The sequence below is a fragment of the Natrinema zhouii genome (assembly GCF_013456555.2).
In the GTDB taxonomy this organism is placed as follows: Archaea; Halobacteriota; Halobacteria; order Halobacteriales; family Natrialbaceae; genus Natrinema; species Natrinema zhouii.
The window spans coordinates 155,593-179,075 of sequence record NZ_CP084882.1 but is presented as its reverse complement, the minus strand read 5'-3'; the positions used below and the strand labels follow the sequence as shown (position 1 = coordinate 179,075).

The 23,483-nt window shown below is 55.3% G+C and carries 22 protein-coding genes and 8 pseudogenes; 13 read left to right on the top strand and 17 right to left on the bottom strand.

Going from position 1 to position 23,483, the window contains the following annotated elements; translation table 11 throughout:
• Nucleotides 1-97 precede the first annotated feature (97 nt).
• The 3 genes and pseudogenes from HYG81_RS38435 to HYG81_RS38425 form a co-directional block, all read right to left on the bottom strand.
• A pseudogene (locus HYG81_RS38435) lies at nucleotides 98-1,172 on the bottom strand (cation:proton antiporter).
• Between the two features lie 214 nt (nucleotides 1,173-1,386).
• Nucleotides 1,387-1,825: pseudogene (locus HYG81_RS38430) on the bottom strand (hypothetical protein).
• 74 nt (nucleotides 1,826-1,899) lie between these two features.
• Entirely contained in the window at nucleotides 1,900-2,337 is a 438-nt protein-coding gene (locus tag HYG81_RS38425) for a hypothetical protein (RefSeq protein ID WP_226777875.1), read from the bottom strand.
• Nucleotides 2,338-2,692: 355 nt separating this feature from the next.
• Here HYG81_RS38425 and HYG81_RS38420 point away from each other — a divergent pair, with 355 nt between their 5' ends.
• Entirely contained in the window at nucleotides 2,693-3,406 is a 714-nt protein-coding gene (locus HYG81_RS38420; protein ID WP_226777874.1) for a ferredoxin--NADP reductase, read from the top strand.
• A gap of 128 nt (nucleotides 3,407-3,534) precedes the next feature.
• On the opposite strand, the pseudogene HYG81_RS45840 reads toward HYG81_RS38420, so the two are convergent.
• Both HYG81_RS45840 and HYG81_RS38410 read right to left on the bottom strand, forming a co-directional pair.
• Nucleotides 3,535-3,687: pseudogene (locus HYG81_RS45840) on the bottom strand (DUF7119 family protein); the annotation flags it as partial.
• 52 nt (nucleotides 3,688-3,739) lie between these two features.
• On the bottom strand, nucleotides 3,740-3,880 hold the full coding sequence (locus HYG81_RS38410) for a hypothetical protein (RefSeq protein WP_226777873.1): 141 nt from the start codon (nucleotides 3,878-3,880) through the stop codon (nucleotides 3,740-3,742).
• 719 nt (nucleotides 3,881-4,599) lie between these two features.
• Between HYG81_RS38410 and HYG81_RS45475 the strand changes: the two genes are divergently transcribed.
• The 4 genes and pseudogenes from HYG81_RS45475 (at nucleotide 4,600) to HYG81_RS38400 (ending at nucleotide 6,566) form a co-directional block, all read left to right on the top strand.
• Nucleotides 4,600-4,722 (top strand): hypothetical protein, encoded by a 123-nt coding sequence (locus tag HYG81_RS45475; RefSeq protein ID WP_255647770.1) that lies wholly within the window; start codon nucleotides 4,600-4,602, stop codon nucleotides 4,720-4,722.
• Nucleotides 4,723-4,810: 88 nt separating this feature from the next.
• Nucleotides 4,811-5,098: a PadR family transcriptional regulator gene (locus HYG81_RS38405; protein WP_226777872.1), complete on the top strand. Its 288-nt coding sequence runs from the start codon at nucleotides 4,811-4,813 to the stop codon at nucleotides 5,096-5,098.
• 838 nt (nucleotides 5,099-5,936) lie between these two features.
• Nucleotides 5,937-6,053: pseudogene (locus tag HYG81_RS45470) on the top strand (DUF7692 domain-containing protein); the annotation flags it as partial.
• A gap of 150 nt (nucleotides 6,054-6,203) precedes the next feature.
• Nucleotides 6,204-6,566, top strand: coding sequence for a hypothetical protein (locus tag HYG81_RS38400; RefSeq protein ID WP_226777871.1), 363 nt, complete (start codon nucleotides 6,204-6,206; stop codon nucleotides 6,564-6,566).
• A gap of 9 nt (nucleotides 6,567-6,575) precedes the next feature.
• Here the strand turns inward: HYG81_RS38400 and HYG81_RS38395 are convergent.
• A pseudogene (locus HYG81_RS38395) lies at nucleotides 6,576-6,954 on the bottom strand (PD-(D/E)XK family putative nuclease).
• A gap of 629 nt (nucleotides 6,955-7,583) precedes the next feature.
• Here HYG81_RS38395 and HYG81_RS38390 point away from each other — a divergent pair.
• Entirely contained in the window at nucleotides 7,584-7,904 is a 321-nt protein-coding gene (locus HYG81_RS38390) for a toxin-antitoxin system TumE family protein (protein WP_226777870.1), read from the top strand.
• Nucleotides 7,888-8,316 carry an HVO_A0114 family putative DNA-binding protein gene (locus HYG81_RS38385; RefSeq protein WP_226777869.1) on the top strand — a complete coding sequence of 143 codons (429 nt, stop codon included), beginning with the start codon at nucleotides 7,888-7,890 and terminating at the stop codon, nucleotides 8,314-8,316. Before HYG81_RS38390 ends, HYG81_RS38385 begins: the two co-directional genes overlap by 17 nt.
• 1 nt (nucleotide 8,317) lies before the next feature.
• On the opposite strand, the pseudogene HYG81_RS38380 reads toward HYG81_RS38385, so the two are convergent.
• From HYG81_RS38380 to HYG81_RS38370, 3 genes and pseudogenes are all read right to left on the bottom strand, one after another.
• Nucleotides 8,318-8,437 (bottom strand): annotated as a pseudogene (locus tag HYG81_RS38380) (CopG family ribbon-helix-helix protein); the annotation flags it as partial.
• A 133-nt stretch (nucleotides 8,438-8,570) separates the two neighbouring features.
• Complete coding sequence (locus tag HYG81_RS38375) at nucleotides 8,571-8,837, bottom strand: MarR family transcriptional regulator (protein WP_226777868.1); 267 nt, start codon at nucleotides 8,835-8,837, stop codon at nucleotides 8,571-8,573.
• A gap of 516 nt (nucleotides 8,838-9,353) precedes the next feature.
• Nucleotides 9,354-9,452, bottom strand: a pseudogene (locus HYG81_RS38370) (IS5/IS1182 family transposase); the annotation flags it as partial.
• A 156-nt stretch (nucleotides 9,453-9,608) separates the two neighbouring features.
• Between HYG81_RS38370 and HYG81_RS38365 the strand changes: the two are divergent.
• A complete protein-coding gene (locus tag HYG81_RS38365) occupies nucleotides 9,609-9,995 on the top strand; it encodes a hypothetical protein (protein ID WP_226777867.1) in 387 nt (128 codons plus the stop codon).
• Nucleotides 9,996-10,098: 103 nt separating this feature from the next.
• Complete coding sequence (locus HYG81_RS38360) at nucleotides 10,099-10,494, top strand: hypothetical protein (RefSeq protein WP_226777866.1); 396 nt, start codon at nucleotides 10,099-10,101, stop codon at nucleotides 10,492-10,494.
• 449 nt (nucleotides 10,495-10,943) lie between these two features.
• On the opposite strand, the gene HYG81_RS38355 is transcribed toward HYG81_RS38360, so the two are convergent.
• The 3 genes from HYG81_RS38355 to HYG81_RS38345 all read right to left on the bottom strand — a co-directional run bounded on the left by HYG81_RS38355 (nucleotide 10,944) and on the right by HYG81_RS38345 (nucleotide 12,282).
• Nucleotides 10,944-11,249 (bottom strand): hypothetical protein, encoded by a 306-nt coding sequence (locus HYG81_RS38355; protein WP_226777865.1) that lies wholly within the window; start codon nucleotides 11,247-11,249, stop codon nucleotides 10,944-10,946.
• 93 nt (nucleotides 11,250-11,342) lie between these two features.
• Nucleotides 11,343-11,618, bottom strand: a complete 276-nt coding sequence (locus HYG81_RS38350) for a PadR family transcriptional regulator (protein ID WP_226777864.1) — start codon at nucleotides 11,616-11,618, stop codon at nucleotides 11,343-11,345.
• 223 nt (nucleotides 11,619-11,841) lie between these two features.
• Nucleotides 11,842-12,282 carry a GNAT family N-acetyltransferase gene (locus HYG81_RS38345; protein ID WP_226777863.1) on the bottom strand — a complete coding sequence of 147 codons (441 nt, stop codon included), beginning with the start codon at nucleotides 12,280-12,282 and terminating at the stop codon, nucleotides 11,842-11,844.
• 151 nt (nucleotides 12,283-12,433) lie between these two features.
• Between HYG81_RS38345 and HYG81_RS38340 the strand changes: the two genes are divergently transcribed.
• The 4 genes from HYG81_RS38340 to HYG81_RS38325 all read left to right on the top strand — a co-directional run bounded on the left by HYG81_RS38340 (nucleotide 12,434) and on the right by HYG81_RS38325 (nucleotide 15,943).
• Nucleotides 12,434-12,649: a hypothetical protein gene (locus HYG81_RS38340; protein ID WP_138246919.1), complete on the top strand. Its 216-nt coding sequence runs from the start codon at nucleotides 12,434-12,436 to the stop codon at nucleotides 12,647-12,649.
• Between the two features lie 134 nt (nucleotides 12,650-12,783).
• Nucleotides 12,784-13,503: an FkbM family methyltransferase gene (locus HYG81_RS38335; protein WP_226777862.1), complete on the top strand. Its 720-nt coding sequence runs from the start codon at nucleotides 12,784-12,786 to the stop codon at nucleotides 13,501-13,503.
• 278 nt (nucleotides 13,504-13,781) lie between these two features.
• Nucleotides 13,782-14,606, top strand: a complete 825-nt coding sequence (locus HYG81_RS38330; RefSeq protein WP_226777861.1) for an IS5 family transposase — start codon at nucleotides 13,782-13,784, stop codon at nucleotides 14,604-14,606.
• A gap of 2 nt (nucleotides 14,607-14,608) precedes the next feature.
• Complete coding sequence (locus HYG81_RS38325) at nucleotides 14,609-15,943, top strand: IS4 family transposase (protein WP_226777860.1); 1,335 nt, start codon at nucleotides 14,609-14,611, stop codon at nucleotides 15,941-15,943.
• A gap of 585 nt (nucleotides 15,944-16,528) precedes the next feature.
• Here HYG81_RS38325 and HYG81_RS38320 read toward each other — a convergent pair.
• The 5 genes and pseudogenes from HYG81_RS38320 to HYG81_RS38300 all read right to left on the bottom strand — a co-directional run.
• A pseudogene (locus tag HYG81_RS38320) lies at nucleotides 16,529-17,437 on the bottom strand (IS110 family RNA-guided transposase); the annotation flags it as partial.
• Nucleotides 17,438-17,451: 14 nt separating this feature from the next.
• A complete protein-coding gene (locus HYG81_RS38315) occupies nucleotides 17,452-18,549 on the bottom strand; it encodes an IS630 family transposase (protein ID WP_226777859.1) in 1,098 nt (365 codons plus the stop codon).
• A gap of 703 nt (nucleotides 18,550-19,252) precedes the next feature.
• Nucleotides 19,253-20,134, bottom strand: a complete 882-nt coding sequence (locus HYG81_RS38310) for a DNA-binding protein (RefSeq protein WP_226777858.1) — start codon at nucleotides 20,132-20,134, stop codon at nucleotides 19,253-19,255.
• Nucleotides 20,135-21,550: 1,416 nt separating this feature from the next.
• A complete protein-coding gene (locus tag HYG81_RS38305) occupies nucleotides 21,551-22,429 on the bottom strand; it encodes a hypothetical protein (RefSeq protein ID WP_226777857.1) in 879 nt (292 codons plus the stop codon).
• A gap of 1 nt (nucleotide 22,430) precedes the next feature.
• Nucleotides 22,431-23,381, bottom strand: a complete 951-nt coding sequence (locus HYG81_RS38300; protein ID WP_226777856.1) for a helix-turn-helix domain-containing protein — start codon at nucleotides 23,379-23,381, stop codon at nucleotides 22,431-22,433.
• Nucleotides 23,382-23,483: the final 102 nt, after the last annotated feature.

The following is a 23,483-nucleotide window of genomic DNA, read 5'->3' as shown; positions in this document are numbered from 1 at the left end:
TTATAGCTATTTAGTCTAGTGGCGAAGTCCGCAGATACTCTTCGGTGCTTCAAACGAGATGTTCTAGTCCCACAGAAATTATGTACTCGGGTACTGGCTACACTTCGGGCTCAACGCTTTGATCGTCAGCCATATACACGAGTTTACCGGCCCGCTCGAGCCAGTCGACACCGAGTTTTACAGTCATGGGGACGAGTGCCGTCGTGAAGATTGCCATGAACACGAGAATCGAGAAGAGCTGTTGGGAGATGATTCCTATCGAAAGTCCGATCGAGACGATGATGATTTCGACCGTCCCACGGCCGTTCATTCCGAGACCGATGACCAGTCCCTCTTTGCTCGTCAGTTTCGTCGGAAGCGCGAACGCCCAACTACCGACGATCTTCCTGAAGAATGCGAGGGCCAGGACGAGCAACAGGAGACCGAGTTCTTGAGTGAACACGCCCAGCGTGAGTTCGAAGCCAACAGTGACGAAGAAAATCGGCGCGAACACGCCCATCGCGAGGTCGTACATGACCGTGTGCATATGCTCATATATCACCTTGTCGAGCTGCGCCTGCCGAAGGAACATCCCGGCGACGAAGCCGCCGATAATCATGTGGAGGTCCGCTAGAGCTGCCAAATATGCGAATATTAATGCCACGATGAGTGCGACACTGAACGCGGAGGTTTTGTCGATGAATCTGTACCGGCGCATCAATCCTTCGAGGCGTTCCCAGACGACTGGGAGCACGCGGTCGCCGATAACGAGCGCAACCGCGAAGAACGCGAGCGCGCGGAGCATCACGGTGCCAATGCTCCAGAGGGTGACCTCGCCGCTCTCGATGAATCCGGTGACGCCCGCGAATACGACGAGAATGCCGACGTCGGACAGGAGCGCTCCGCCCAAGAGCACGCCAGCGATCCGCGTGTCGAGGATATCGAGGTCAACGAGAATCCGTGACTTGGTCGCCAGCGGCGTAGCCGAGGCCGAACGGCAACAGGAACCCGCCGAGCGCGATCATCAGCGCCTGCGGATCGAGTTCGAACAGCTCGTGGAGGTCGATTTCCATCCCCACGTAGACCATCAATAGGAAGACGCCGAATTCGGCGAAGATGTTGAGGACTTCTGAAGAGTGGAGTAATCCAAGGAGGGCCGGCCCGAACACGATGCCGGCGAGGATTTCACCCATCATCGCGGGGTAGCTCAGACGTTCGGCGAAGGCACCGAACACCCAGGCGAGGGACAACACGAGTAGCAGATTGATAATGTCGATGCCGGTGGCTTCGACCATGTGATTTTGAAATGGGTGAGCACGCCTTTGTATTCTCCTTTTTATTTTGCACGAACCGTCTACCAACCGATGAATCAATCATGTCTAATTACGTTCTATTGTCTACCTGTATTTAGAGTTGGAGAGAACGTTTGATATTTCTCACCGCTATTTTTAGAACGGGTTCTCGGAATTGCCCGAACCATGTTCGAGTCCGGTACGGATCACCGGTCCGTTGTTTGAGCGCAAAGAAGAGAGCTTCAACCACTGACCGCCAATGATTGATGCCATCGTCATGGCGAGCGCCGTGCGCTATATCAAGCTTGTCCGATTTGTATAGTGATGGCTAGCCAAATGGCGGTCAAGGCCAATTGTATCGATAGCCTGCACGTCTCAGGTATCGTGAAGCATATCGAGGAGTCGCCGGTCTGGCAGATCGAGATATTCGCGGAGACCGTGGATCGCTACAATTACCCAGCAGCATAGCCGCCGTATCCCTTCTTGGCCGCTGGTGTAGGATCTCCAGAGATAGCGCATTGAGCCAGAGTTACAAGGTGATCTGTGAAACGCATAAAAGGAGGGGCATACTATTTAGACAGACTCAGAGGTCAGTTAGTTCACCAGAGCGACTCGTTCTCTACAGTATCTAACTTCTACTATAAGTTTCCTGATCGGCTTTTGGCTCAGTTCTAGATGCGTCTGCCCGCCACGAGAGAACGACGACGGTCAGGTATAACGCGCCCAACAATCGCGCCGCTGGTTTGATCCACGGCTTCATCTCCAGATCCTCAGTGTTCTCGTAGACAAATTCTTGGCTAAGCTGGATAATTGGATGTGGCACGAGCGCAAGCAGGATCCCAGCGACGGCGAGTAATCCACTGACAATCGTTGAGCCGCTCTCACCTCGGCCGCGGACGAGCAGCCAGACGAATATCATTCCCTCGAGACGAGCTCCCCAGAGCGCCCATGGACGCAATTGTGCCTCATCGGAATTCTCGAGGCCGATCCATTCGCACATGTCGATGATCGGTTTCGGTTTCGCGATCTCGAACAGACCGAACACGATCAATAGTTTGCGAAGCACAGTCGTGATACGACGTCAGCTGACAAAAAGACTGACTCCGCTGTTGAAAGTTGTCTCATTAGTGTACAGACGTTGAAGCTCAGACACAGACAGATATCAAGGATCGATTCGTACGTTCATCGAAAGATGTTATCAGATCGTCATGGGGCAGGATACTACCCAGAGCTTCAGCCATCAGATCTCCGGGAGCAGAATCAATCAGGTGCTCGGAGTCTGCAAACTGGCGACAGGCGACTGAACGGCCGCTGGTTGCCCATTATGGTCTTCCGGCCGCGGTCCGACATTCTCTCGATCATAACTGTCGTCGAATGTGTCACTGACCGTTTTCCGTCCCACTGGTGTAACTCCCGATCTGATGACGCAGATCGCAACGATCATCGACATGTATCAACTCGCTCCGCAGGTCAAGGGATTCCGTCTCCGAGCCCCTGACACCGAACTCGAATTCGATCCCGGACAACACACTACGGTCCGGTTCGAGGCCGACGGCAAGGAGGTTGTCCGCCCCTACAGTCCAACGACTCTTCCCGGCACCGACGAGTTCGCGCTGGCAATCAAGTGGTACGACGACGGCCTCGCATCTTCGTACATGCATACCCGCTCGCCGGGCGACGAGATCGAAATCGGCGAATTCGAGGGAGGCCTCTCCCTCGAGGATCCAGACCGTGATATTGCCCTGCTCGCGAGCGGCACCGGCCTCACGCCGCTGCTCGCGATTCTCAGGCAGTACGCACAGGTCGGAAGCGGTGACGCCCACCTCATCTTCGGCGAGCGGACAGCCGACTCGATCTTCCATCGAAGCACGCTCGAGGAACTGGCAGCCATGCACGACAACGTCGAGGTGACCTTCACGCTGTCAGATCCCGAGTGGGACTGGCTCGACCGAACTGGCTACGTTCAGGAGCATCTCAAAGATCTCTTCGAGGAGTTCGAGGAGCGGGACTTCTACGTCTGCGGCGTCCCGGGAATGGTCGTCGAGACGAAAGACGAACTCCGCGACCTCGGCGTACCCGAGGAGCGGATCCACAGCGAAGGGTGGGAGGACGACGCGGTCACCGATGAGTCGTGAATCGGACGGCTCGGGCTTCTACACCCCGTTTAACGACCGGTGTCGGCCGTCCCGCTCGAGTCCGGCCCGGGGAGTCGCCGAACGGATAGCACCGCCGGTTGTAATTTCATCCTGTAGATAAACGGAACTGGATCGAGAACGACCTCACGGGAGCGGGTTCCGGTGACCGATTCGTCGCCCCGGATAACAGGTGCGCCGACGGGCGATTCACGATCCGTCGGAATCGATCGACCGCTCTCGCCGCGGCGGTGCGAACCGTCACCGGGCCGGTTGTCGGTCATACGCCTGAATAGGTGGCTTGCATCAAAAGTCCATTTGTGGATAAGCGGAGCGTTATTCCTCGCGCTTCTCGGCGAGATGCTCCCAGATTTCCGTACAGCCAGCCCCTTCTTCGATATCGGAGAGGTGTGCGTCGTCGCGTTCCGTCGGTTCTTGTTCGACCGACTCTAGGTTGCATTCGGCTGCGTCAGTCATCGACGGCCTTTCGAATCCTGCCAGCATAAGTCTCGGTTCGGCTGCAAAAGATACCTGTACACTGTCTTACGGGTCGATTATGCCGCTATTCCCGACGACCAGTCAGTCTGAAACGAACGGCGCTCGAACGACTCGTGTCGACCCGGATTTGCTGAAGAGCGGAGTCACCACGAACACGCTCGAGTTGGGGTCGACCGTTATCAGCTCGACAGCTCGCGACCACTCGCAACAGCAGTGCCAATCGACCGGTAGTCCACGACGAACAGACGGTTCCGGCCTGACCGCCGTGGCGCTGAACGCCGATCGGCTCGATACGATCGTGTTCTGCCGTTTCAGTCATCTCGGTGTGTACTGGTAGTCGGAAACGACGGTGCCGGCAAGAACGATGGTGAATGACGGCATTCGTTCGCTGGAACTCCCAATTTCCTGCATCTGATCGAATCAGCGGGCATTTGCCGTCGGCAGAGATGCGGCGAATATAACCGTCAGAGAGAACACTCGTCACAGCAAATCATGACTGACAGTACCACGACCGGTGGCGCTGAGAGACGTCTCCGGCGATAATTACGGTTTCACTCAGTCTAAATAGTACTTGATCGGCCCCCGCTCGCTGGAGCCTCGAGCGTCAAGGACAATCCCTTCTAATAACGAGTGACGAGTCTGACGTACTGTCGATCCTGGCTGATCTCACTGGGTATCCTCGAGAGCGATTCGAATACATGGGCAAGATACGCAACCGCTCGGGGATGGAACCAACGCCGATCGTCGACTGGGAACAGGAGGGTGCGTGGGACGATCTCGACGCGAGCGAGCTAGAAGACGACCCAGATGATGAAGACTGACAAATTCGACATTGTCTAAATCTCCTCCCATGGCCGTTCCCCCTGCTGTTTTCGATACTTTTATACTCTGATAGAACATCGAACAAATATGTACGATTTAACGGGCTTCCAGCGTGACCTGCTGTACACGATCGCCGGCCAGGACGAACCACACGGACTCGCACTCAAAACCGAACTCGAGCAGTACTACGAAGGCGAGATCCACCACGGCCGGCTCTATCCAAATCTCGATACACTCGTCGATAAGGGCCTTGTCGAGAAAGGCGAAGCTGATCGACGGACGAACGTCTATACGCTCACGGCTCGTGGCCGCCGCGAGATCGAGGCGCGTCGGGACTGGGAAGATCAGTACGTGGGCGAGCTACTAACAGAGTAGCAGACGATCGCGCCCACCGCTATGACAACTGCGATACCTGCGCGCGACTGAGCCGCGGTTCTGCAACTGGCGTCGACGTTTCGATTCCGGACCCGGAGACATCGCCCGGTCGCCACGGAGGTGAGACCGATGTGTAGCTGGTTCGTTCCGGCGAATCGGCTATGCGATGTCGAGAGTCAGACGCCATAGCCCATCAATCGGCTGACAAGGACGGTCGGCGCACTTTCAAGGATCGAAAGATTCGCGTCGACAGTGGACAGTCCTTGAACGGTACTGAACGGCAACTAAACTCTGTTGGAGAATGTGACGGGAAGGATTTGCACCTTCGGCGCACCTGTGGAACAGGCACGTGTTACGCTACACCACCCACGCCGACTGTAGTCGATATGTCGCCAGTCGTCTCCATATAAATCCAGGGCGTTTCTCACTCCCCGATTCTATGCAGCTACTAGTATCTCTTGGGAGATCGTCATTTCTGGAATAGTCCCGCTCAGTTTATGTTTTCCGCTAGAGTAAAGCTCGTTCCGCCACACTTGCAGAAACCTCGCCCCATCGCCTTCGGTTCTCCATCTAATAGATTAATACCTGGTTGTATCAAGCCACATTTATTACAGTATAGTACTACCCTGTCTACTCTCTCTGTCATTTTACCGAAGGTCATTACTACTGGACTCGATAATAACCTTACTCAACTACCACGGACGCCTGAATGATCGATACAGGATACTGATCGCGAGGACGATGGTTCATGGTCTGAACAGGGAATCGCGCAACTGACGTGGTCGCACGGAATCGATCCGTCGGTGATCGTTGAGAGATCACGATGAACGTCGATGCTGAGCGCGACGATCTCACTCGCGAGCAGCGCCGGGAGATCGCCGAGATGCTGAGCACTCGAGCTATCAGTTTCGACCTCGAGAGTCCTGTCTCAGTGACGACGAAGGGTGAGATGTGATCTCGCGTTAGAATTCTTCGCAGGTACCAACGAATCACGAATGAAACAGTCACTCTGACTGATTATATTTAGAATTCGACTGTAATAGCCCCTAATACGCCCTGTTTCGGCACACCTAAAACTAACGAGCTACATAGTTCCAATTGAAGTATGGAACCAACAGTAACCCGCGGGATAGCGTTGAACCGTCCGGCAAACCCGCCGATACGTCTCTCGTTCGGTTTGTTCTGGCTGGTCGATCTCGTCGCTACCGTGTTCCTCTTTCTCGTTCCGTACGCCACCGAACTTAATCCGATCACGACCCATTTCTATGAGCTAATCGGATTACCTGGCGTCGTTCTCGCGGGAAGTATCTACGCCGCCACGGTCGTCATGATCGGACACTATCTCTCGAAGCCGTATGATGCACTGTTCGCTGTCGGTACTGTTCTCGTGTACGCTTTCTGTGCGACTAACAATGTCATCCTCCTAATGAGCGGGGAAGCAGTCTTCGAAACGCTCGCCATCGCTTGAGCGAATCGCTTAGAAAATATCGCTGATCGCGATCTTTGCCTGCTCAGTCCCGCGGTGATCGCCGCCGCCGTGCCACCGGAGCAGTGGAAGATCACACGAGCGGACCATCTTGTCTTTGAGGATCGGACAATCCGACCGCCCATGCGGCCAGTAGACGACGAAGCAGTACCAGCCGTCGTTACGTCGAGCTTTCTCATGATACTCCCAGTAGACCTTAAAGTTCCCTGGCTGGCCGTCGGCGTGCTTGTGCATCGTCGACTTAATCTCGACGGACGTTCCCGAATCTCGCGTTGTGCCAGCTCGCCCGCTCGAGATTGAAGCGACACTTCTCGGCCATCCGTTTCTCGACGGCGGTCCCGAAGTGGTTCGCCCACTTCGAGTGGTTCATATCGATGTGGAGTTTGCCGGTTGGGCCGTCGCTCCTGTCAGCGGGTTCGAACATCATGTCCTCCTTGATACACTCGGGGTCGTTCGCCCGCGCGTACTCGGCTGTCTCGCCATCGGCCTCGAGTACGATCGGGACGGGGTCGTCGCCGTACTCGACGTGAATCGCAACGGTCGCACGTTCGTCGGGCCAGTTGTCGTGAATCGTCACCGCCTGCTTGCTTTCGCTGCGGCGGTGCTCGAGAGGTATTCGCCATCGGATAGACGTTCACGCCATCCTTGCCGTCGGAGAGGATATACGGGTTCTCGGCGTTTCACTACTCGAGATGATCTTGCCACCAAATCGGTACGGCGGTCCTGACGACCCACTGGGGAATGTTCTCTTTTAGCCGTCGGATCCGCTACGCCTACTCGAGCATTCGACGATTGATCCGTGGCTGCAAATAGCAGCTGCACTCACAGCAACAGAAACCCCCAGGAACGGCCGCGCTGTTCAGATAGGTCCACCGCTCGAGCAGCAAGCGATTTGTTCTTGTTTATCGACAATTCACCCGTACCGGTCGCGAGTGAACGCGGATTGATTGTTGTGATGGACAACAACGTTTATAGTGTTGTGAATGATAACAACAGGTGATGGCCGAAGGTGATGATGGGGCGACGCGTTTCCTCAAGCTAACTGAGGACTTCGGCGACACATACGTCGAAGTTGAGGCGTGGTCCGTGCCAGAGTCGGACCGGTACCCGGAAGGAGTGAAATACTCATTCCAGTACGGAAACACAGCCGGCGAGACGGTCATCCGATACGACAACTTCCCGGACCATCCCGAGATCGGACGGCACCACAAACACCGCTCAAGCGACCCCGACGACGTTGTGACGGTGGACTTCAACGGGTTAGAGTCGCTGTTCAAACGATTCAAGCAAGAGGTGAAAGATCATGGCGAACCCTGGTAACAGCAACAGGAAGAGCAAGACAAACAGCGAGCGTACGATGCATATTCGGTTCCAGAGTGGCGACGAGCAGGGAGTGCTCGAGACGCTTCGCGCACTCGATCGCGGCGAGAGACCCGAGCCGCATCTCGAGGTTGTGTTTCACGATCCCGACGACCTTCACCGCGTAGTCCGCCCGAAGAACCTCGAGTTACTCCGGAGTATCGTCCAACACGAACCAGAGAGTATTCGCGAGACCGCTCGGCTTGTCGAACGTGACGTCCGACAGGTCCACACGAATCTCGAGGAACTTGAGGAGTTACACTTGCTCGAATTTGAGCAAGCCGGCCGATCGAAGAAACCGACAGTATGGTATGACTCGATCGAGCTGGACCTGTCGCTCACCGATGCTGATTCCGAGGCAGCACGGGCGTGATTCACTCGACGCTATCTCTGATCACCATCACCTTTACTCGCCGCGCACCGTCGAAGTCGCGGAGTCGGTCGGTTAGCTCACGAACCTGCCCGGTTGGCCCCCGACAGAACAGCGACTCGAGAAATCATCGCCCTACACAGACGAGTGTATGGAGCGTGTCATAGAATAGGCCATGTGGCCTATGGACTCCAGAGCGACCGTTCAGTACAGGTGAGGGACTGAACGATTGTAAAATACAGCGAAGAGCGGTAGCGTTACTCGATGTCGAGGCTGTACAGGCGCTTGCGGGCGTCCGAGAACGAGAATCGGGAGTCAACGACGTTCTCCTCGTCGAGACGATTCAGAGCGTAGCGAACCGTCCGGGCTGGCAGAAGCGTCTCGTCGGCAATCTGTTGCTGGGTCATCACATCGCTGTGCTCAAGGACCTTTGCGACGAGTTTGGCACTCGGTGGCAGATCACGGATGTCGTCCCATGACCCCATTTGAGTCCTTTCCTGATGCAGTGATTCTGACGTGCTCATTGTATACTCCCCGTTTCAAATACAGGATGATAATATTTCCTATCTCAATATATGCATAGTGGTTATACCAGGCGCGAGTTCATCTCTCTAAAATCCCGTAAATAGGTAGTTCTCTGTGTAAATGCATCGGATAGAACTCCGACCGGATGAACTACGCTACGCCTTAGGACCGCTCGAGCTCACGCAGTTGCTCTCCGATCACCCACCAACGATTGGCTGAATCGTTCAGACGTTTCTCACAGCAGAGGGTCATTTGTTGCAACGAGATAGCGTATCAGAGAATACATCTCACACCCACCATCTGCCGATTATACGGCTCCCAATTCGCGTATAAGGCTTAATTTCGTCAGTCATTGGTTTTGCTCAGGACTGAAACCGTGAATAATGCCTGTTGAGAACCATTGTATGTCAGACTCGTATATGGAGTGTGGGCACAGAATGACGGCAGACCACCAGCCGGTGGAGTGTACAGAATGCGACGGTGAGATGCTCACTCTCAGCAAACTACAGGAGTGATCCACCGCCACCTTTCGGGGCGGCGGATTCGTCTCCATCGCCAGTAACGTTTTGAGTAATCGGCACAACTGTCCCAATGAAGCGGGAGATTTGGGACATGAACAACTGAAGTCTCCCGCTTCAAGACCTTCGATTTAGCGACCCATTCTGCCGCCGTCTAGTGATCCAACGCAGCCGTTTCAACACAGTTGGAATCGGAGCAAGATTGAAATAGGACAGGACGAGCATATTCACTGTCGCGTTCTCCTGCGCGACATGGACGATCCAATCACCACCGAACCCCATTGGCCCTTCTCTCTATTCCGCCCGGCGGCCATCCCCCTGTGCCTATCCGGGCGGCATTTTGAGGTCCTCTCGAGGCGATTAAACGCTGAGCGAGAGCTATCCAATCTCAAGGATCTCACCGCAAAACTCACAGCCGGCGACTATGAGGACCGCAACCGCTTCCGCAGCGAGATTATGCGCTCCGCTCACAGCCTTGCTGGCTTGATCATCCATCTATTCGATGCCCTCGAAATCGATATCGTTCGAGAGCTTCGCGTCCCGTCGGGACTCGAGACCGATTCGCTAGACGAGCTCGCAACCTCGATCAGTATTTCGGCCGCGATTCAGGGGAAATACGGTGTGTTTGCCTCGTACTGACAGCTGTTCAAAACTCGCGAAGAGCGTCGTCACACTGCGTTCTCACCGACAGTCGACACAGACGATCCGCTAGTGACGCTCATCGGCTCTGTCATCGTTCGCGGTGAGGACGTCCATCCGTCTTCACCTATACCTTGAGGACACACTCGAGACGCCAGCAGCGGTCGCTGATGACGCTCCCGAATTTGCGGTCCACGTCTCCCTCTCGACGGTCGATCGAACGGACTACGCGATGGCTGCGACGCGGATCCTGCAGGCCAAGAACCTCCGACCGACTCGAGACAGTATCTCGCTACTACGGGCGGTAGCCAGCTCGCCGTACGCTGCTGCTCGAGCACTGTACCAACTCGCCACCGAAGACGAGAGCCGAGAGCTCCGGCCGGACGAACTCCGCTACGCGTTGGGAACACTCGAACCCAAGCAGTTGCTCGCCGATCTTCCACCGACAGTTAGCCGAATCGTTCAGACGCTTCTCACAGCCGAAAATCGCCTATCATAGCGTGACCTCGCTGACCGAGCGGGCGTCTCAGCACGGATCATCCGGAACTATCGCAACCGGCTCGAGGCGTTCGATCTCATCCGGGTTGACGAGACTGGATACCGCCTAGTTCTATCGTTCCAGACTACTTCCGAACGCCGCGATCCCGTTGTTCCAACTGTCCTCGAGGCGAACCAGACGCTCCTCGACGCATTGCTCGAGAAATCCTCCCGCCAGAGCGATACAGTGATCCTGACGACCCACTCGGTGGTGTGCTGTTTTGGCCACTGGACCCCCAGCGATTATTCGATCACCACCGAGTTAGTCCGTGGCTGCGACTAGCAGCTGCGCTCATAGCAACAGGATCTACCGGGAACAACCAGGCCGTGTGGATGGGCCCACCGCTCGAGCAGCAAGCGCTTTCTCAGACAACTCCGTAGGATTTAGTGAAGCGAGATCGCGTTGCCAGTCTAGCTGTTGTTCTTCCGGACGGGGACGCCGTAATCGATGTGGACTTCCGGTGTGCTCGGTGATTCAGATGCTGGAGTTCCGTTCCAATCGAGAACATGAACATTCGCTAGTTCCCCAGAGAACTGGAACCGATGGACGCCGGTTTCGATCGTCCCTTCAACAGCATGTTCCGAGACTACTGTGGTTTTCTCGAACGAGTCAGCCTCAACTGGTTCGATATCACCATCGACGCTAATTTCGTAGTTGGATGGCACTCCACGACCGATTACTGTAACGGTATTTGTCATCGTTGTCTCACTTGGCATACAGTGGGAGACTCAATTTTGCCAGTATAAGCCTTCTTATTGACAAAACGGTCGGAATTTCCAACGCTCTCGAACGAATGAATATGGATTACACTACAACTCGACGTGCTGATCTTCCCACTCTCGTCTATCTTGGATCGCTTGCTCTCCTGCGTCGCTGATCGCGTAATAGTTCGTTCGTCGGTCGAGTTCGCCCTTCTCGACCAACTCCTTGTTGACAAGCGTGTCGAGGTTTGGGTACAGCCGGCCGTGATTGATCTCGCTCTCATAGTACTCCTCTATCTCCTCCTTGACATCTTGGCCAGACGGGCGGTCGGCACTTGCGATCACGTACAGGAGGTCTCGTTGGAAGCCGGTGAGGTCATCCATCTCGCGTGAGTATTCAACGATGCTGCATTTTACTTCTTTCCACGGAGAATTGTATGTCTCCGCGCTGTGAAAGTAGAATGTTGTGCTCTGTTGGATATATATTACACTCAATCAAATAATGGAAACTGTAGCAGAGGCCGGTTCGAGGGTGTCATCGAACGATCCACATGACGCTCTTTTCACCGAATCTGGAGCGAACTGTCCGTTCACTCTACTTGCTTACTTATCGGATAGCTTTTTCCATCACGAGAAACTCAAAGAGATAGTTCTCCTGCGAGACTGTCTCGACGTCCTCATACCCACGTTGGCGGTACATCTCCGGGAGATATGGATGCTCTTCCGGAGTGATCAGCCGGATCGTAGCGTACCCACAGTGCCGAACCTGTTCCTCTGCGTAGTCCAGTAACTGTCTTCCGACACCCTCTCCTTTCCAGTTTTCGTGTACGGCGAGTCGGCTGAGTTCCACACGGTCCGAGTCTGTTTCTTCGAGACAGACACCGCCAATTACATCGCCGCCTTTCTTGGCAACGTAGACTGTGTTCTGCTGAACCAAGTCAGCTATCTTCCTCTCTGATGCAGACTCTGCTTCGTTGGGGAGTCCTAGCCGACGATTTTCCTGATACGCGCTCTGGTATACCGCCGCAAGTTGCTCGGCGACGGCCACTGTCGCTCGTTGAATGTGCGGTTCACTTATTCGTAACGACTATCTATCTGATAAAACGTGATAACGTTGCATCCTGTACTGATCGGCAACTACAGATACAGACTGTGCGAACTTCGCTGTACTTTTCGTTGCCGGTCGCCAACAGAGCGTAATGGGAATTCAAAGCTACTTTGAATCCGATCTCCGGTTCTACTATGCGGTTGGTGGGTTCGTGATATTGGTTTTCATAAGCGGGATCGCTGTCTCGGCAATATTGGAACTCGCCGTCATTGATCAGCGGCTCATTCCGCTCATTGTCGGATTTTTCTTGTTCATGTTCGTCTACTTTATCTCGGTAAGCGTTCAGGCTCTCGAACCGGATTCGTGACGCTATCATTTTTGAATATACTGTTCACTTCTTTACCTGTACTGAGCGATAACTACAGGTACGAAGTTATCATGTAATGGTGTCAAAGCTGTATTGTTATTTTGCGTATCCTCTAAGATCTGCTTATCACAATCATGGACCGAGATGAAGAGCAGCCGTCCGATGAACCCGTACAGACTACGATCAGCGGTGTCGACGTGCAGTTTCGTGTGGCGTCAGAAAGAGAACGTCGATTTCTTCCCGACGATGTCGGAATCTATGATGAGATGTTTGAGGACATGTTTTCCGAAATGCACGGGGACGATGTCTTCTTCGATATTGGTGCTCATATTGGCATCAACAGCTGTGTAATCGGTCGAAGGCACCCTGAGATAGATATCGTCTGTTTCGAGCCTCACCCCCAGACACGGAGGAGTCTAGAGACGAACCTTGAGTTAAATGAGATTGACGCCCTCGTTATGGATTGTGCTATCTCAAATTCAGATGGGGCGATAGCGTTCGATACTCAACACGATACGCTAGGTGGGATGGGCGAAGTTCGCCATTCGGGGCAGGGGATAGAAACACCCGTTCGAACGCTCGATAGCATCATCAAAGATGATGGTGTCCCATCGCCAACCGTTATCATGTCGGACATCGTGGGCGAAGAAATCAATCTGCTCCGTGGCGGTTCAATGACCTTCTCGTCGCTAACGACGCGGCTGGCATACCTTGTAACCCACGACCAGCCATTAGAACGTCTTGGAAGTAGTAAGCACGAAGTCGAGGATCTTCTAAGAAGTTATGGGTTCGACGAGTTGGAATACCTCCGCGATAACTTCCTCAAGGCCAAGAAGTCAAGTCAATCCGGATAACTGTCAGAGGATGAGTGCGGGCGCTTGGTGCAGTCGTGATATCTGCTTCGTCTGTACTTACCGTTTGTCGGATAGTCACAGAGAGAGGGTATGGAAACCATGCGTTCTAGTTTAACCGATTGTACCGTCGTCTGATTGAATATCGTTGTGACTACCTGTCAGAGAAATCCGGTAGATGATGTGACTTACAGACCACCGGATTCTGCCCTGTTGAATAGCGATCTAATCGGCTGATATCACGGAGCAGAAGGACGAAGCCGAGGAAATCGATTCTGTCCATGGAAGTCGATCTCCTCGACTTCGTTGAGCAGTGTCGGCACCTAGTCAAACAAGCGTTGGGAAAGCACGCGGGCGAGCCCGCCAGCGGCGGGTTCGCCCGCTGGAAGCACGTCGTTCTGCACTGTCTCCGGCTCGAAGACGGCCACAGCTACCGAGAAACGTCGAATCGGCTGAAGTATATGGCCGAGATTCGTGACGCACTCGGTTTAGATCGAGACGATCTCCCGGACTACAGCACAATCTACAAATCATTCGACCGGCTGAAAATGTGGGTTTGGCGGGCGTTGCTGCGCGTTTCAGCGCAGCAACACCCGCAGTCTGGCCACGCTGCTCTCGACAGCACATTCTTCGACCGTCGCTCAGCCTCGTCGTACTACCGCCAGCGGTCAGGCAGTAACGTCCAAACACTGAAAGTGACGACACTAACCGATAGAGAGTCTCTTGCTGTCCTTGACGTGCATATCTCTGCCCGGTGGAAACACGATACGAAGACCGGGCCGCAGGTCGTCCGCCGGAACGCGGACGACCTGCTGTCCGTAGCTGCCGACAAAGCGTTCCACAACTGGATCACGAAATACGAGTTCTACGCGCTTGGTGTCGAACCACTCATCTTACAGCGTGGATCGAGGCCGTTGACGCTAGGTCATAACGCTCTCATCCGCGCAAAAGGCTACTCTCAGCGCTGGATGGCCGAGACTTCGTATTCGACAACGAAGCGCTCGCTCGGCGATGCCGTGCGAGCGCTGGGCTGGTATCGGCAGTTCCGTGAAATCGTCCTGATGTTCGCTATCTCGAACATAGAACTGCTCTGTGAACCGCTGTGACCGTGACTCAGCATCTATTCAACACGGCACCGGATTCAGTAATTGTGAATCGAATTCAAAGAGCGTTTCCCTCTGATGAGTTGCGCGAGCGTGCTCGCGCAACGAATCTCATCCAACGCGAACGGAAACTCGACGTCGTCGCGCTGTTCTACACGCTTTCACTTGGCTTCGCTGCCGGATCTGATCGATCCATCCAGACGTTTCTCGAACGCTACGTTGAGATGGGTGACTGTGATAAACTCGCTTATTCAACCTTCTATGGATGGTTCGGACCAGGATTCGTTGCACTCCTTCGAGAGATTCTCGATGACGCCATCGAGAATCTCGACACGGGCCGAACCGATCTGAGCGGACGTCTCGAACGATTTCGAGACGTCCTCATCGTCGACGCCACGGTCATCTCGCTCTATCAAGACGCTAAAGATGTCTACGCGCTTGACGACGACCGAGCCGGCGCGAAACTTCATCTCACGGAGTCACTCTCGACTGGGCTTCCAACGCGATTCCAGACAACCGACGCGAACACCCATGAACGGAGCCAGCTACCCACCGGCGAGTGGGTAGCTGGCGCCCTCATCCTGTTCGATCTTGGCTACTACGATTTCTGGTTGTTCGACCGCATCGACGCTAACGACGGCCGGTTTGTCTCTCGCGTCAAAGAGAACGCGAACTTCGAGATCGTCGAAGAACTTCGCACGTGGCGAGGGAACAGCATTTCGCTAGAGGGTCAGTCGCTGCAGGCCGTCCTCGACGACCTGCAGCGACAGGAAATCGACGTGCGGCTCACTCTCTCGTTCGACCGTAAACGAGGGTCGGGCGTCAGCACGACCCGAACCTTTCGATTGGTCGGCGTTCGCAACGAAGTCAACGACGAGTACCATCTGTACTTGACGAATCTCGACAAAGACGACTACAGCGCGCCCGATATCGCACAGCTCTATCGGGTGCGCTGGGAGATCGAGCTGCTGTTCAAAGAACTCAAATCGCGTTTCGCCCTCGATGAGATCAACACGACCGATCCGTACATTATCGAGGCGCTGATCATCATGTCCGCAATCTCGCTGCTTCTGAGCCGTGTTATTGTCGATGAACTCCGAAAACTCGACGCAAAACAGCAGGATAGCGTCGACGACGCCGCGGCGTCGTCGTCGCATCTTCCTCAACGCCGATGTTCACACGCTGTCGAGCGCCACGCGCACCTGGTCCAGTTGTACGTGATGCTCGATTTAGGGTACGAGCTTCCGGATTTAGATGAGTTGTTGCTGTGGTCATCACGTGATCCAAATCCACATCGGCCGCGGTTACGTGAGCAGGTTGAGTCAGGCGAGTTCTGGTAACGAACTCGCCTGACGACTGGGGTAGCTCCTGTCTCGATAGCGGCAGCTCTGGAACGGCGACGCACTCACAGCCGTGAGTGCGCCGCCTCGAAGGTATCACACGACGAATCAGCGACTGCCTGCTCCAGCGAACCCAGTCTCCTTATCCAATTCCACCCCAATTTGGTACAGTCTCCGCTAAGATCCTGCTTCACTCCGCCACTAAACTAGAACAGATGGTATGGAAACTTTTCTATGACACCCTGTGGTTCGTTTAGCAACTGTGGATAGCGTACCTATCTGGCTTGGGGCAAGAATGAAGCGTGATTTCTAAGATATTATCCTTCGACCTCTCGTTCGTGGCTGTCGCACACCTCCCCCGACGCCGTACCCCTATTCACCTATGGAAATCCTGCTGACTGACCAAACCATGCTTGCCAAGATAATTCTTCGGGCGACGAGGACTTGCTGTAGTTTTCGAACGTAGAATCGACAACCGGCGAACCGATAGCTACTGAAACAGCCATCAGGCGGGGGACTTCTTGTTTGCGAGAGCAGTCGCTCGCGCTGCCACCAACCGGCCAATGAGCGCCGCTCCGGCGGCGCTCAGGCACTCACCCCTGGTGGGTCGTACACCTCCTCACGATCCAGCATGTGATACATTGAAACCAGCAGCTTTCGGGCGGTTGCTACAATCGCTGTTTTCGAGTTCTTTTTTCGAGCTAACCGGTTGTAAAACCGGCTGAGGTACTCGTCTTCGCACGTATGTACCGCAGAGTATGACGCTTGAACGAGCAGCCACCGGACTCGTCCTGATCCTCGCTTCGAGATGCTCCCCTCAAACCGCGAGTCGCCAGACTCGCGGATTATCGGGTTCAGTCCAACGTAACTTACGACCTCTTTGGCCCGATCAAACCGGTTGATCTCTCCCAACTCCGCGTAAATCGTCAACGCCGTAAAGTAACTCACACCAGGAATCGTCATCAGGAGCTGGGTCTCCTTCAGAGACCCAGCCCGCTCCTCGATCTCTGCTTCTAACGACTCAATCTGCTCAGTGAGTGTCTGAATGAGTTCCAGATACGACTCCAGTAATGCATCCCACGGTGCCGGGAGCGAGAGTTCCCGCAGGAACTCTCGTCCCTTCACACTCAGCGGTTTCACCTCCTGAGTGATCCCGTGGTCACTCAACAAGCTATGGATCTTGTTCGCGTACTCGGTCCGGTTCTCGACGAGCTTCTGGCGCCCGCGCACAAGTGCGCGGGCTTGTCTAACCTCGTCAGTTGGAACGTAGCTTTCAGGAATCGATCCTAACCGAACCATCCGAGCGAGTTGTTTCGCGTCAACGCGGTCAGTTTTCTTGTCCGAGTCGGAGATCAACTTTAATTTGCCGGGGTTAGCGACGGTCACATCCAGATACTCTGAAAGAGTGTCATGGATGTGGTAGTAGTTGCTGGTCGCTTCAAGCGCGGCTTTGGACCCAGCGTACTGCTGGGCAAAGTCGTCGAGGTTCGCGTTTATAAATATAGTACTCAAGATAACTTTTGCAAGTCAAGGAACTGCTTGATCCAGTTTCCAGCGAAGCTCACACGGTCAGTCACTTTTTCGAAGACAGTACTGACGAGAGCGCGGAACTCCTCCGCGCTCTCGACGATTAACGGTGAAATTTCCCACTTCAGACTCTTCCAAACCGATTCAATTGGGTTGAGATCCGGCGATCCAACCGGTAAGAACACAAAATCGATACCGAGCTGGGACGCTCGCTTGCGCGTATACTCGCACGTGTGTGAGAAGAGATTGTCCAAGACGAGCAGAATCCGCTTGCCGGGATTCTGCTCGCGGATTGCTTCGAGACACTCGCAAATTCGTTCTTTTGTCTGATCTTCGGGAAACGAAACAACGCTCTCGCCGTTGAGTGCATAGAAGCCGACCGCTGGTTCATCGATTTGAACCAGCGGTCGCTCGATATGTGGGTTATCGACGTACCACATCCGACGCGAATTATCCCACGGTTGGGGATGTGACGCGTCGAAGAATCCAACAATAGTCCCGCCATCTGTACAAATATCGTCGTCAAGTTCCCAGCCACCGGCTTCGTCGGCTTCGTGTTTGTTGTGAGGCTGGTTGTCGTCCTCGTCGAGCGCCTCATCAAGGCGCTCGTCGAGGATCTCTTCAGCGTTATCAGGCCGTGACGGGCGCTTTGTCCGCGGAATTGAGTACGAAAGCCCGAGTTCACGGAGGAACGTGCTCAGATAATCTGGATGATACTCAACGTCGAATTCCGTGTTGAGGAGATGCTGTATTTCCTGTTGTTTCCATGGTTGGCCCTCACGAAGGAGTTCGAGAAGCTCTTCCTGGTCATCTTCGCCGAGCTTCGGGGGGCGTCCGTCCCCGAAGTTCGGCGTCAGTTGACCGAGACCGCCCTCATTCCACCGGCGACCCCACCGACTTCCGGTCGATTCAGACTTCCCAACCCGGTTTGCTGCCTCCTCAAGCGTGTCGCCTTCATAGAGATTCTTTACGAAGGTAAGACGGCGGACGACCTTCGGATCGTCCGCCTCGGCCAGGAGTTGATCAAGCTCTTCATCAGAAAGATGGCGAACAACGTCCTTTCGACGATCGCCGCTCACTGTGTCGATTATCTCCCTCCAGCCCCAAAACTTCTCTCACGTACTACGACGCGAACCTCTTCGACGATCTCACCGTTTTGGTCCAATACTGCGATTTGTGAGTACCGTTTGTGTACGCCGATTCCGATGAACATTGGGTTCACCTCGGGACGGTGGTGCGTGAAACAGAGATTCACCTATACGGACTTTCCCGACTGCCGCCGGGAGCGGCAGTCGGGCTGTAATGCCCAGGACTCGGCTTCCTACGCACTCGGGCCAGTCAACAGCACGTGCTTCGGTGCACGGAATAGGGCTCGGCCTCTTGCGTCCCATACTTGTTTCACGCTCTCATGGGATAGCAGGATTTCCATCGAGTCAACAGAGCAAACTCAACAACAATCGACTCTTGCTCGCTGTCTGGCACCGTCACCTCTGAGCCCTCTCCCTCTCGTGAGGGGTGAACAACGCCACAATCGCGTCGAACTGAGCAGTCACTCGAGCGGTCTCGTCTCTGCCTTCTCTGCTGCTGGGGTACGGACCGACTGGACGGCTCTGTGATGCTCTCTGAGCCGTGCCAGCGGTGGCGCGCGCTGAATGCGCGCTTCAGCGCGCAGAACGTGCGAGGGACGAGCGATGCGACCACAGGGAGCAAAGCGAGGAGGATGGGGAGGACGCGAGCGAAGCGAGCGTGTGGTCGGACACACAAAAAAGAGGGGAGGCGACGCTATTCCTGGGTCCACCACTGCCCGCGTTCGGGGAACTCGAGGCGGCTCCAGCCGGTCACGGCCAGATTGCATCGCTCGTTGTGCCAGTTCTTTGCCGCGTTCCTGATCCGTACCGTCTCTCCCTCGCTCACTGTTGTCTGGTAGGAGTTCTCCCAGATCGTGAACTTCATCTTCTCAGTCTCATCCGCGATCAGTCCCACTTGGCTGATCGACGACTTCGAGGGATCCCACAACTCGATAATCTCGCCTTCCACGTCCACTTCGCCTGCCTCCACCTCCGGCACGTCTGCGATATCGACGATCGTTCCCGACTCCGCTTTCACTTCGTCCATCTCCTCGAGGGTTGCGTCGATCATCGACTTCCCGTCCGTCACCTTCTCCGCCAGTCCACGGCTCACTGCCGCCCGGTTTGGACCCCCACGAACCGTCTCCGTGATTCGCACCGATTGTGTGTTGACCTCCGCCAACTGCTCTTGCTCCAGCTCCGAACGGGGATCCACCCGTTCGACCCGCCGCTCTCGGCGCTGCTCGGCCACGACCTCTCGCGTCCGCTTCTCTCGCCCCTCTTGCGTTCCGAACGTCGCCTTTGCGCTGATCACCTCGATTTCCTCCTCTCGAGCCCGAATTCGCTCTTCCTGTGCCAGTGGCAGGTGTCCGAACTCGTTCTCCTCGCGTCCAACCACCGTCTCCGGGTGGTTCGTCTCGACTTTCGTGTTGATCTCCTGCTCGACCGACGCCTGGAACTCCGGCGTCTCGTCCACGGCGTACTCCGCGAACTCGTCTTCCACGTCGACGCCCACGTCCGTCTTCTCCGCAGCCGCATCTTGGTTGACACTCGATTCATCCGAAGTTTTATCATCTCGGAAGTTCGTAGAACTCATTGTAGTTTACCTCGAAGGCGCTACCCACCGCGTCTTCACCTCAACTCTTCTGAGTCCCAACTGTGTTCGTCTCCTGCAACCGCTCTCGCTCGCGCCTTCAGGTCCCCTGAGGCGCGAGTAGAGCGGGACACCCACCCCCACCAGCCAGCACCGCGCGCCGAGACGACCGGCGCGAGCGTCCAGCGGAGTAACCGTGGGGGGTGAGCAGCGACGCCGCGCAACCCCTCGCGGTTACCCGCTGGCGTCGAAACCAGAGCCCGGCAGCACAGCGACCACCGGGAGCGAGCAGCCCGGAATGGTCGGTCGCAAGCGATGCAGAGGGAGGGAAGGCGAGCGGGGCGTGCCATCTCGTTCACACCAGTCGAGAGATAGCTACAGCATCCCCGCCTTCAGCTCAGCCTGGTGGGCTTCGAAAGGGCGAGGTCGACTCGGTCGTCCCCCGCCGACGTCTCCGCGAGTGGAGCGAGCGGAGGCCAGCGAGAGCCGCGGCTCTCGCTCGGCAAGCACCGCAACGACCGAGCGTTGCGAGGGAGTGAGACGCGCAGCGAGGCGCGGGATGCCGAGCGGCCGAGGGCTTTCGGGGGTAGTGTACTCCGCTCCCCCTCTCTGCTCGAGTAATATCGACGACGTCGTCTCCCTCACAACCATCTCTCTGTCTCCATCCCTCCATCACGATCTTCCCCTTACCCTACCCCTCCTTCTATTCTCCTCTCCTCGAGCATCACCTCCACGCCAACCTCACTCTGCCCTACACAATCCGAGCAATTCACACGTCTATCCGTACCCCCGCAACATCGTCTTCGTCTCTCCCCCAACGTACCAGCGTACTACCATCCCGCGTGTACTGCCTTCTCGATCTCCCCGTTCACTACCGATACCGAACCCGTCAATCGTCCATGCTGCTACCTCCGTCAGCACCGTCCAGCTGTCCAACGCTCAGATCGATCTCGAGCAGCAGGACCACCGACCGAGAGGAGCCAATCTGACACACTGGGAGGGTGTCATAGAACGGGTCGCGTACCAGTTTCGTTGACCCCGACGAGTGTTACGTACAGGACAAGAACTTGTTGAGAAGTGTCCTGCGATCAAGGACTGGAGCTCACGACGTACACCGTACAATACAGTTACCGGTACGGTGGTGCTGCGCCGGTAGAGAAGACCGTGCATGTATTCTTGGTTGTAGCAACTGACCGAGAACGTGAGCGGGATGGGTACCGGTGGGTGAGCCTATCAAATATCTCCTCTGAATTCTCGTACGATAAAGGCGCCATCCACGAGATGAAACAGACAATGAACGCCGTCGGACTGAACGACCTCGGCGTGGATACTTTCGGGGTTCAGTATGCGTGGCAACTATCGCCGGAAGCACGCGCTTAGAAAGTCTATCAGGACACTATACTCGTCGGTTTCTGAACCCTACGCTGAGTGTTTTGGATAAAGTGAACCGTTGTCTGGTTCAACAATCTGCTTCTCGATGAGCCGGTCAGCCGCTTCTGAGACGGCTTGCTGCTCGTTATCTGAAAGCGTCTGCACGTTCGAGAGAACAGCGTCTTGAATCCCTTCGTTCTCGTGCAAACCGTCCTCAATCGCTCCCAGAACGAAATACTCAACTTCGAATTCGGTTGCGAATGCACTGATACGCGTCGTGAATGCTGTCGGCAGACCTGAGAGTGAATGAACCGCAGTTTCGATGGCGAACAACGGATGAGAGCGATCGCGGATGTGCCGTGCCTCAGTCGAGCCAGTGTTGAACGGGCGTTGTTCCTCTATTTCTTCGATGATTGTTTCGTACGCCAAGCCGCGTTGTGCGTAGATTCGCATATCCTCAATATCCCGCCGCCTTCCGCTCCCTAAGTCACCGCCTGAGACAGCTTTTAGCAGGAACATGTCCTCGTCAGCGAGTACGTACGCTTGGGCGTGCTCGCCGGTCCAGAACTCGTCTGCTCGGCCATGCATTCGGTTTGTGATTCGAACCTTGCCGACGACTTGCCGCTCAAACAGGTCAACGCGGAACCCTCGGTCCGGGTGGCGAAGTTCGACCGTTTTCCCCACACCGTCGAACGATTCGGTTGGTTCGCCGATCACCTCGAATCCGTGGTGTTGAAGCGCTTGGTAAGCGTGCTCGAATTCGGTGGTCACGGCGAGCGCGAGGTCAATGTCTTCGGTCTGGTCTTTTAACCCATGGATAGTCATTGCGGACCCGCCCAACAAGTACACGTCAACCGGTTCTGAAAGCCACTCGTCAAACTCATCAAGGAACTCCTTGATCGCTTCACTACCACTAAACACGGTCATCTTACGCAACCCCGTACTGTTCTTTCAATGCGGCGTACTCCTGACCACTCGGGATGCTGTTTCCCACATCATCGGTCGTGGCGAAGTCGCCCTTGATGAACTGGTAGATTCGTTCAATCAGCGGTTCAATCCCGTACCATGACGCGGTCTCAAGTAAGTCGTCTTCGGGGATCTGCTCCTGTTCGATGAGAAGCATCGCGTAACTCACTCGTCGAGCGCCCGCCTCAAGAACGAGTGTGTGACAGACGATGTCCGCAGGCGTGAGTTGGTCATCTGGCGCGTACCAGAATGCTGGTTCACCGGCGAGGAAGAATTGCAGGTCATACGCGTAGAACGCTGCTAAGCCAGTCGTGTCCCACTCAGAAGCCTGTTGGAGTGCGTCAGTGTTTTCCGAAGTCTGAACCTGGGCGAGTGCGCGTTTCGGATCGCACCACGCTATGGTCGCGCTGGGGGCGAGTTTTCGAGCTCGTGTTCGATGCTCATGTGTCACGACTTCCTGAGCGAAGTCACGTAACGGTTGGAGATCGTCGGTGAGGGCGTAGTCTGGGCCGGATGGGGCTAACATCGCTCGGTTCTTGAGTGGTGTCAGGGCTTTGTGAACGGCTTGCCGCGTGATTCCTAATCTGTCAGCGATTGCCGTGACGCGGCGGGGTTCATCGAGATACCAGCAGACGCGGATCGTTGCTGGTGAGAGGAGTTCTGGCCAGTCCACGTGGCCGAGCTTCGATGTGAGGTGCCGGTAGGCTTCGACCACCGGATCATCGGTTGCACGTACGACGCGTTGATTACGATGACGCCGGGACTCGTCTACCAACCCGACTTCGAGTAAGTTATCAACGACGCGGTAGACCTGCTTCCGACTGTGCCCGGTTTCTGCTGCGAGGTCTTTCGCAGTCGCTTCTCGCGCAGAACACAGCACGTCAAAAATTTCGAATCCGGTCTTCGAGAGCATCTTTGTAAACTATATTGTCCGAACACTTAAAAATGATCCGACAAAATGGTTTACAACCTTGGCCTGGAACGTTCCAACATCTTGGTTGAACAGCGGGTGCTG

Coding starts and splice junctions, on each gene's coding strand:
- HYG81_RS38420 (WP_226777874.1), top strand. CDS start 2,693: ATGACGCAGATCGCAACGATCATCGACATGTATCAACTCGCTCCGCAG.
- HYG81_RS38410 (WP_226777873.1), bottom strand. CDS start 3,880: ATGACTGACGCAGCCGAATGCAACCTAGAGTCGGTCGAACAAGAACCG.
- HYG81_RS45475 (WP_255647770.1), top strand. CDS start 4,600: ATGGGCAAGATACGCAACCGCTCGGGGATGGAACCAACGCCGATCGTC.
- HYG81_RS38405 (WP_226777872.1), top strand. CDS start 4,811: ATGTACGATTTAACGGGCTTCCAGCGTGACCTGCTGTACACGATCGCC.
- HYG81_RS38400 (WP_226777871.1), top strand. CDS start 6,204: ATGGAACCAACAGTAACCCGCGGGATAGCGTTGAACCGTCCGGCAAAC.
- HYG81_RS38390 (WP_226777870.1), top strand. CDS start 7,584: ATGGCCGAAGGTGATGATGGGGCGACGCGTTTCCTCAAGCTAACTGAG.
- HYG81_RS38385 (WP_226777869.1), top strand. CDS start 7,888: ATGGCGAACCCTGGTAACAGCAACAGGAAGAGCAAGACAAACAGCGAG.
- HYG81_RS38375 (WP_226777868.1), bottom strand. CDS start 8,837: ATGAGCACGTCAGAATCACTGCATCAGGAAAGGACTCAAATGGGGTCA.
- HYG81_RS38365 (WP_226777867.1), top strand. CDS start 9,609: ATGGACGATCCAATCACCACCGAACCCCATTGGCCCTTCTCTCTATTC.
- HYG81_RS38355 (WP_226777865.1), bottom strand. CDS start 11,249: ATGCCAAGTGAGACAACGATGACAAATACCGTTACAGTAATCGGTCGT.
- HYG81_RS38350 (WP_226777864.1), bottom strand. CDS start 11,618: ATGGATGACCTCACCGGCTTCCAACGAGACCTCCTGTACGTGATCGCA.
- HYG81_RS38340 (WP_138246919.1), top strand. CDS start 12,434: ATGGGAATTCAAAGCTACTTTGAATCCGATCTCCGGTTCTACTATGCG.
- HYG81_RS38335 (WP_226777862.1), top strand. CDS start 12,784: ATGGACCGAGATGAAGAGCAGCCGTCCGATGAACCCGTACAGACTACG.
- HYG81_RS38330 (WP_226777861.1), top strand. CDS start 13,782: ATGGAAGTCGATCTCCTCGACTTCGTTGAGCAGTGTCGGCACCTAGTC.
- HYG81_RS38310 (WP_226777858.1), bottom strand. CDS start 20,134: ATGAGTTCTACGAACTTCCGAGATGATAAAACTTCGGATGAATCGAGT.
- HYG81_RS38305 (WP_226777857.1), bottom strand. CDS start 22,429: ATGACCGTGTTTAGTGGTAGTGAAGCGATCAAGGAGTTCCTTGATGAG.
- HYG81_RS38300 (WP_226777856.1), bottom strand. CDS start 23,381: ATGCTCTCGAAGACCGGATTCGAAATTTTTGACGTGCTGTGTTCTGCG.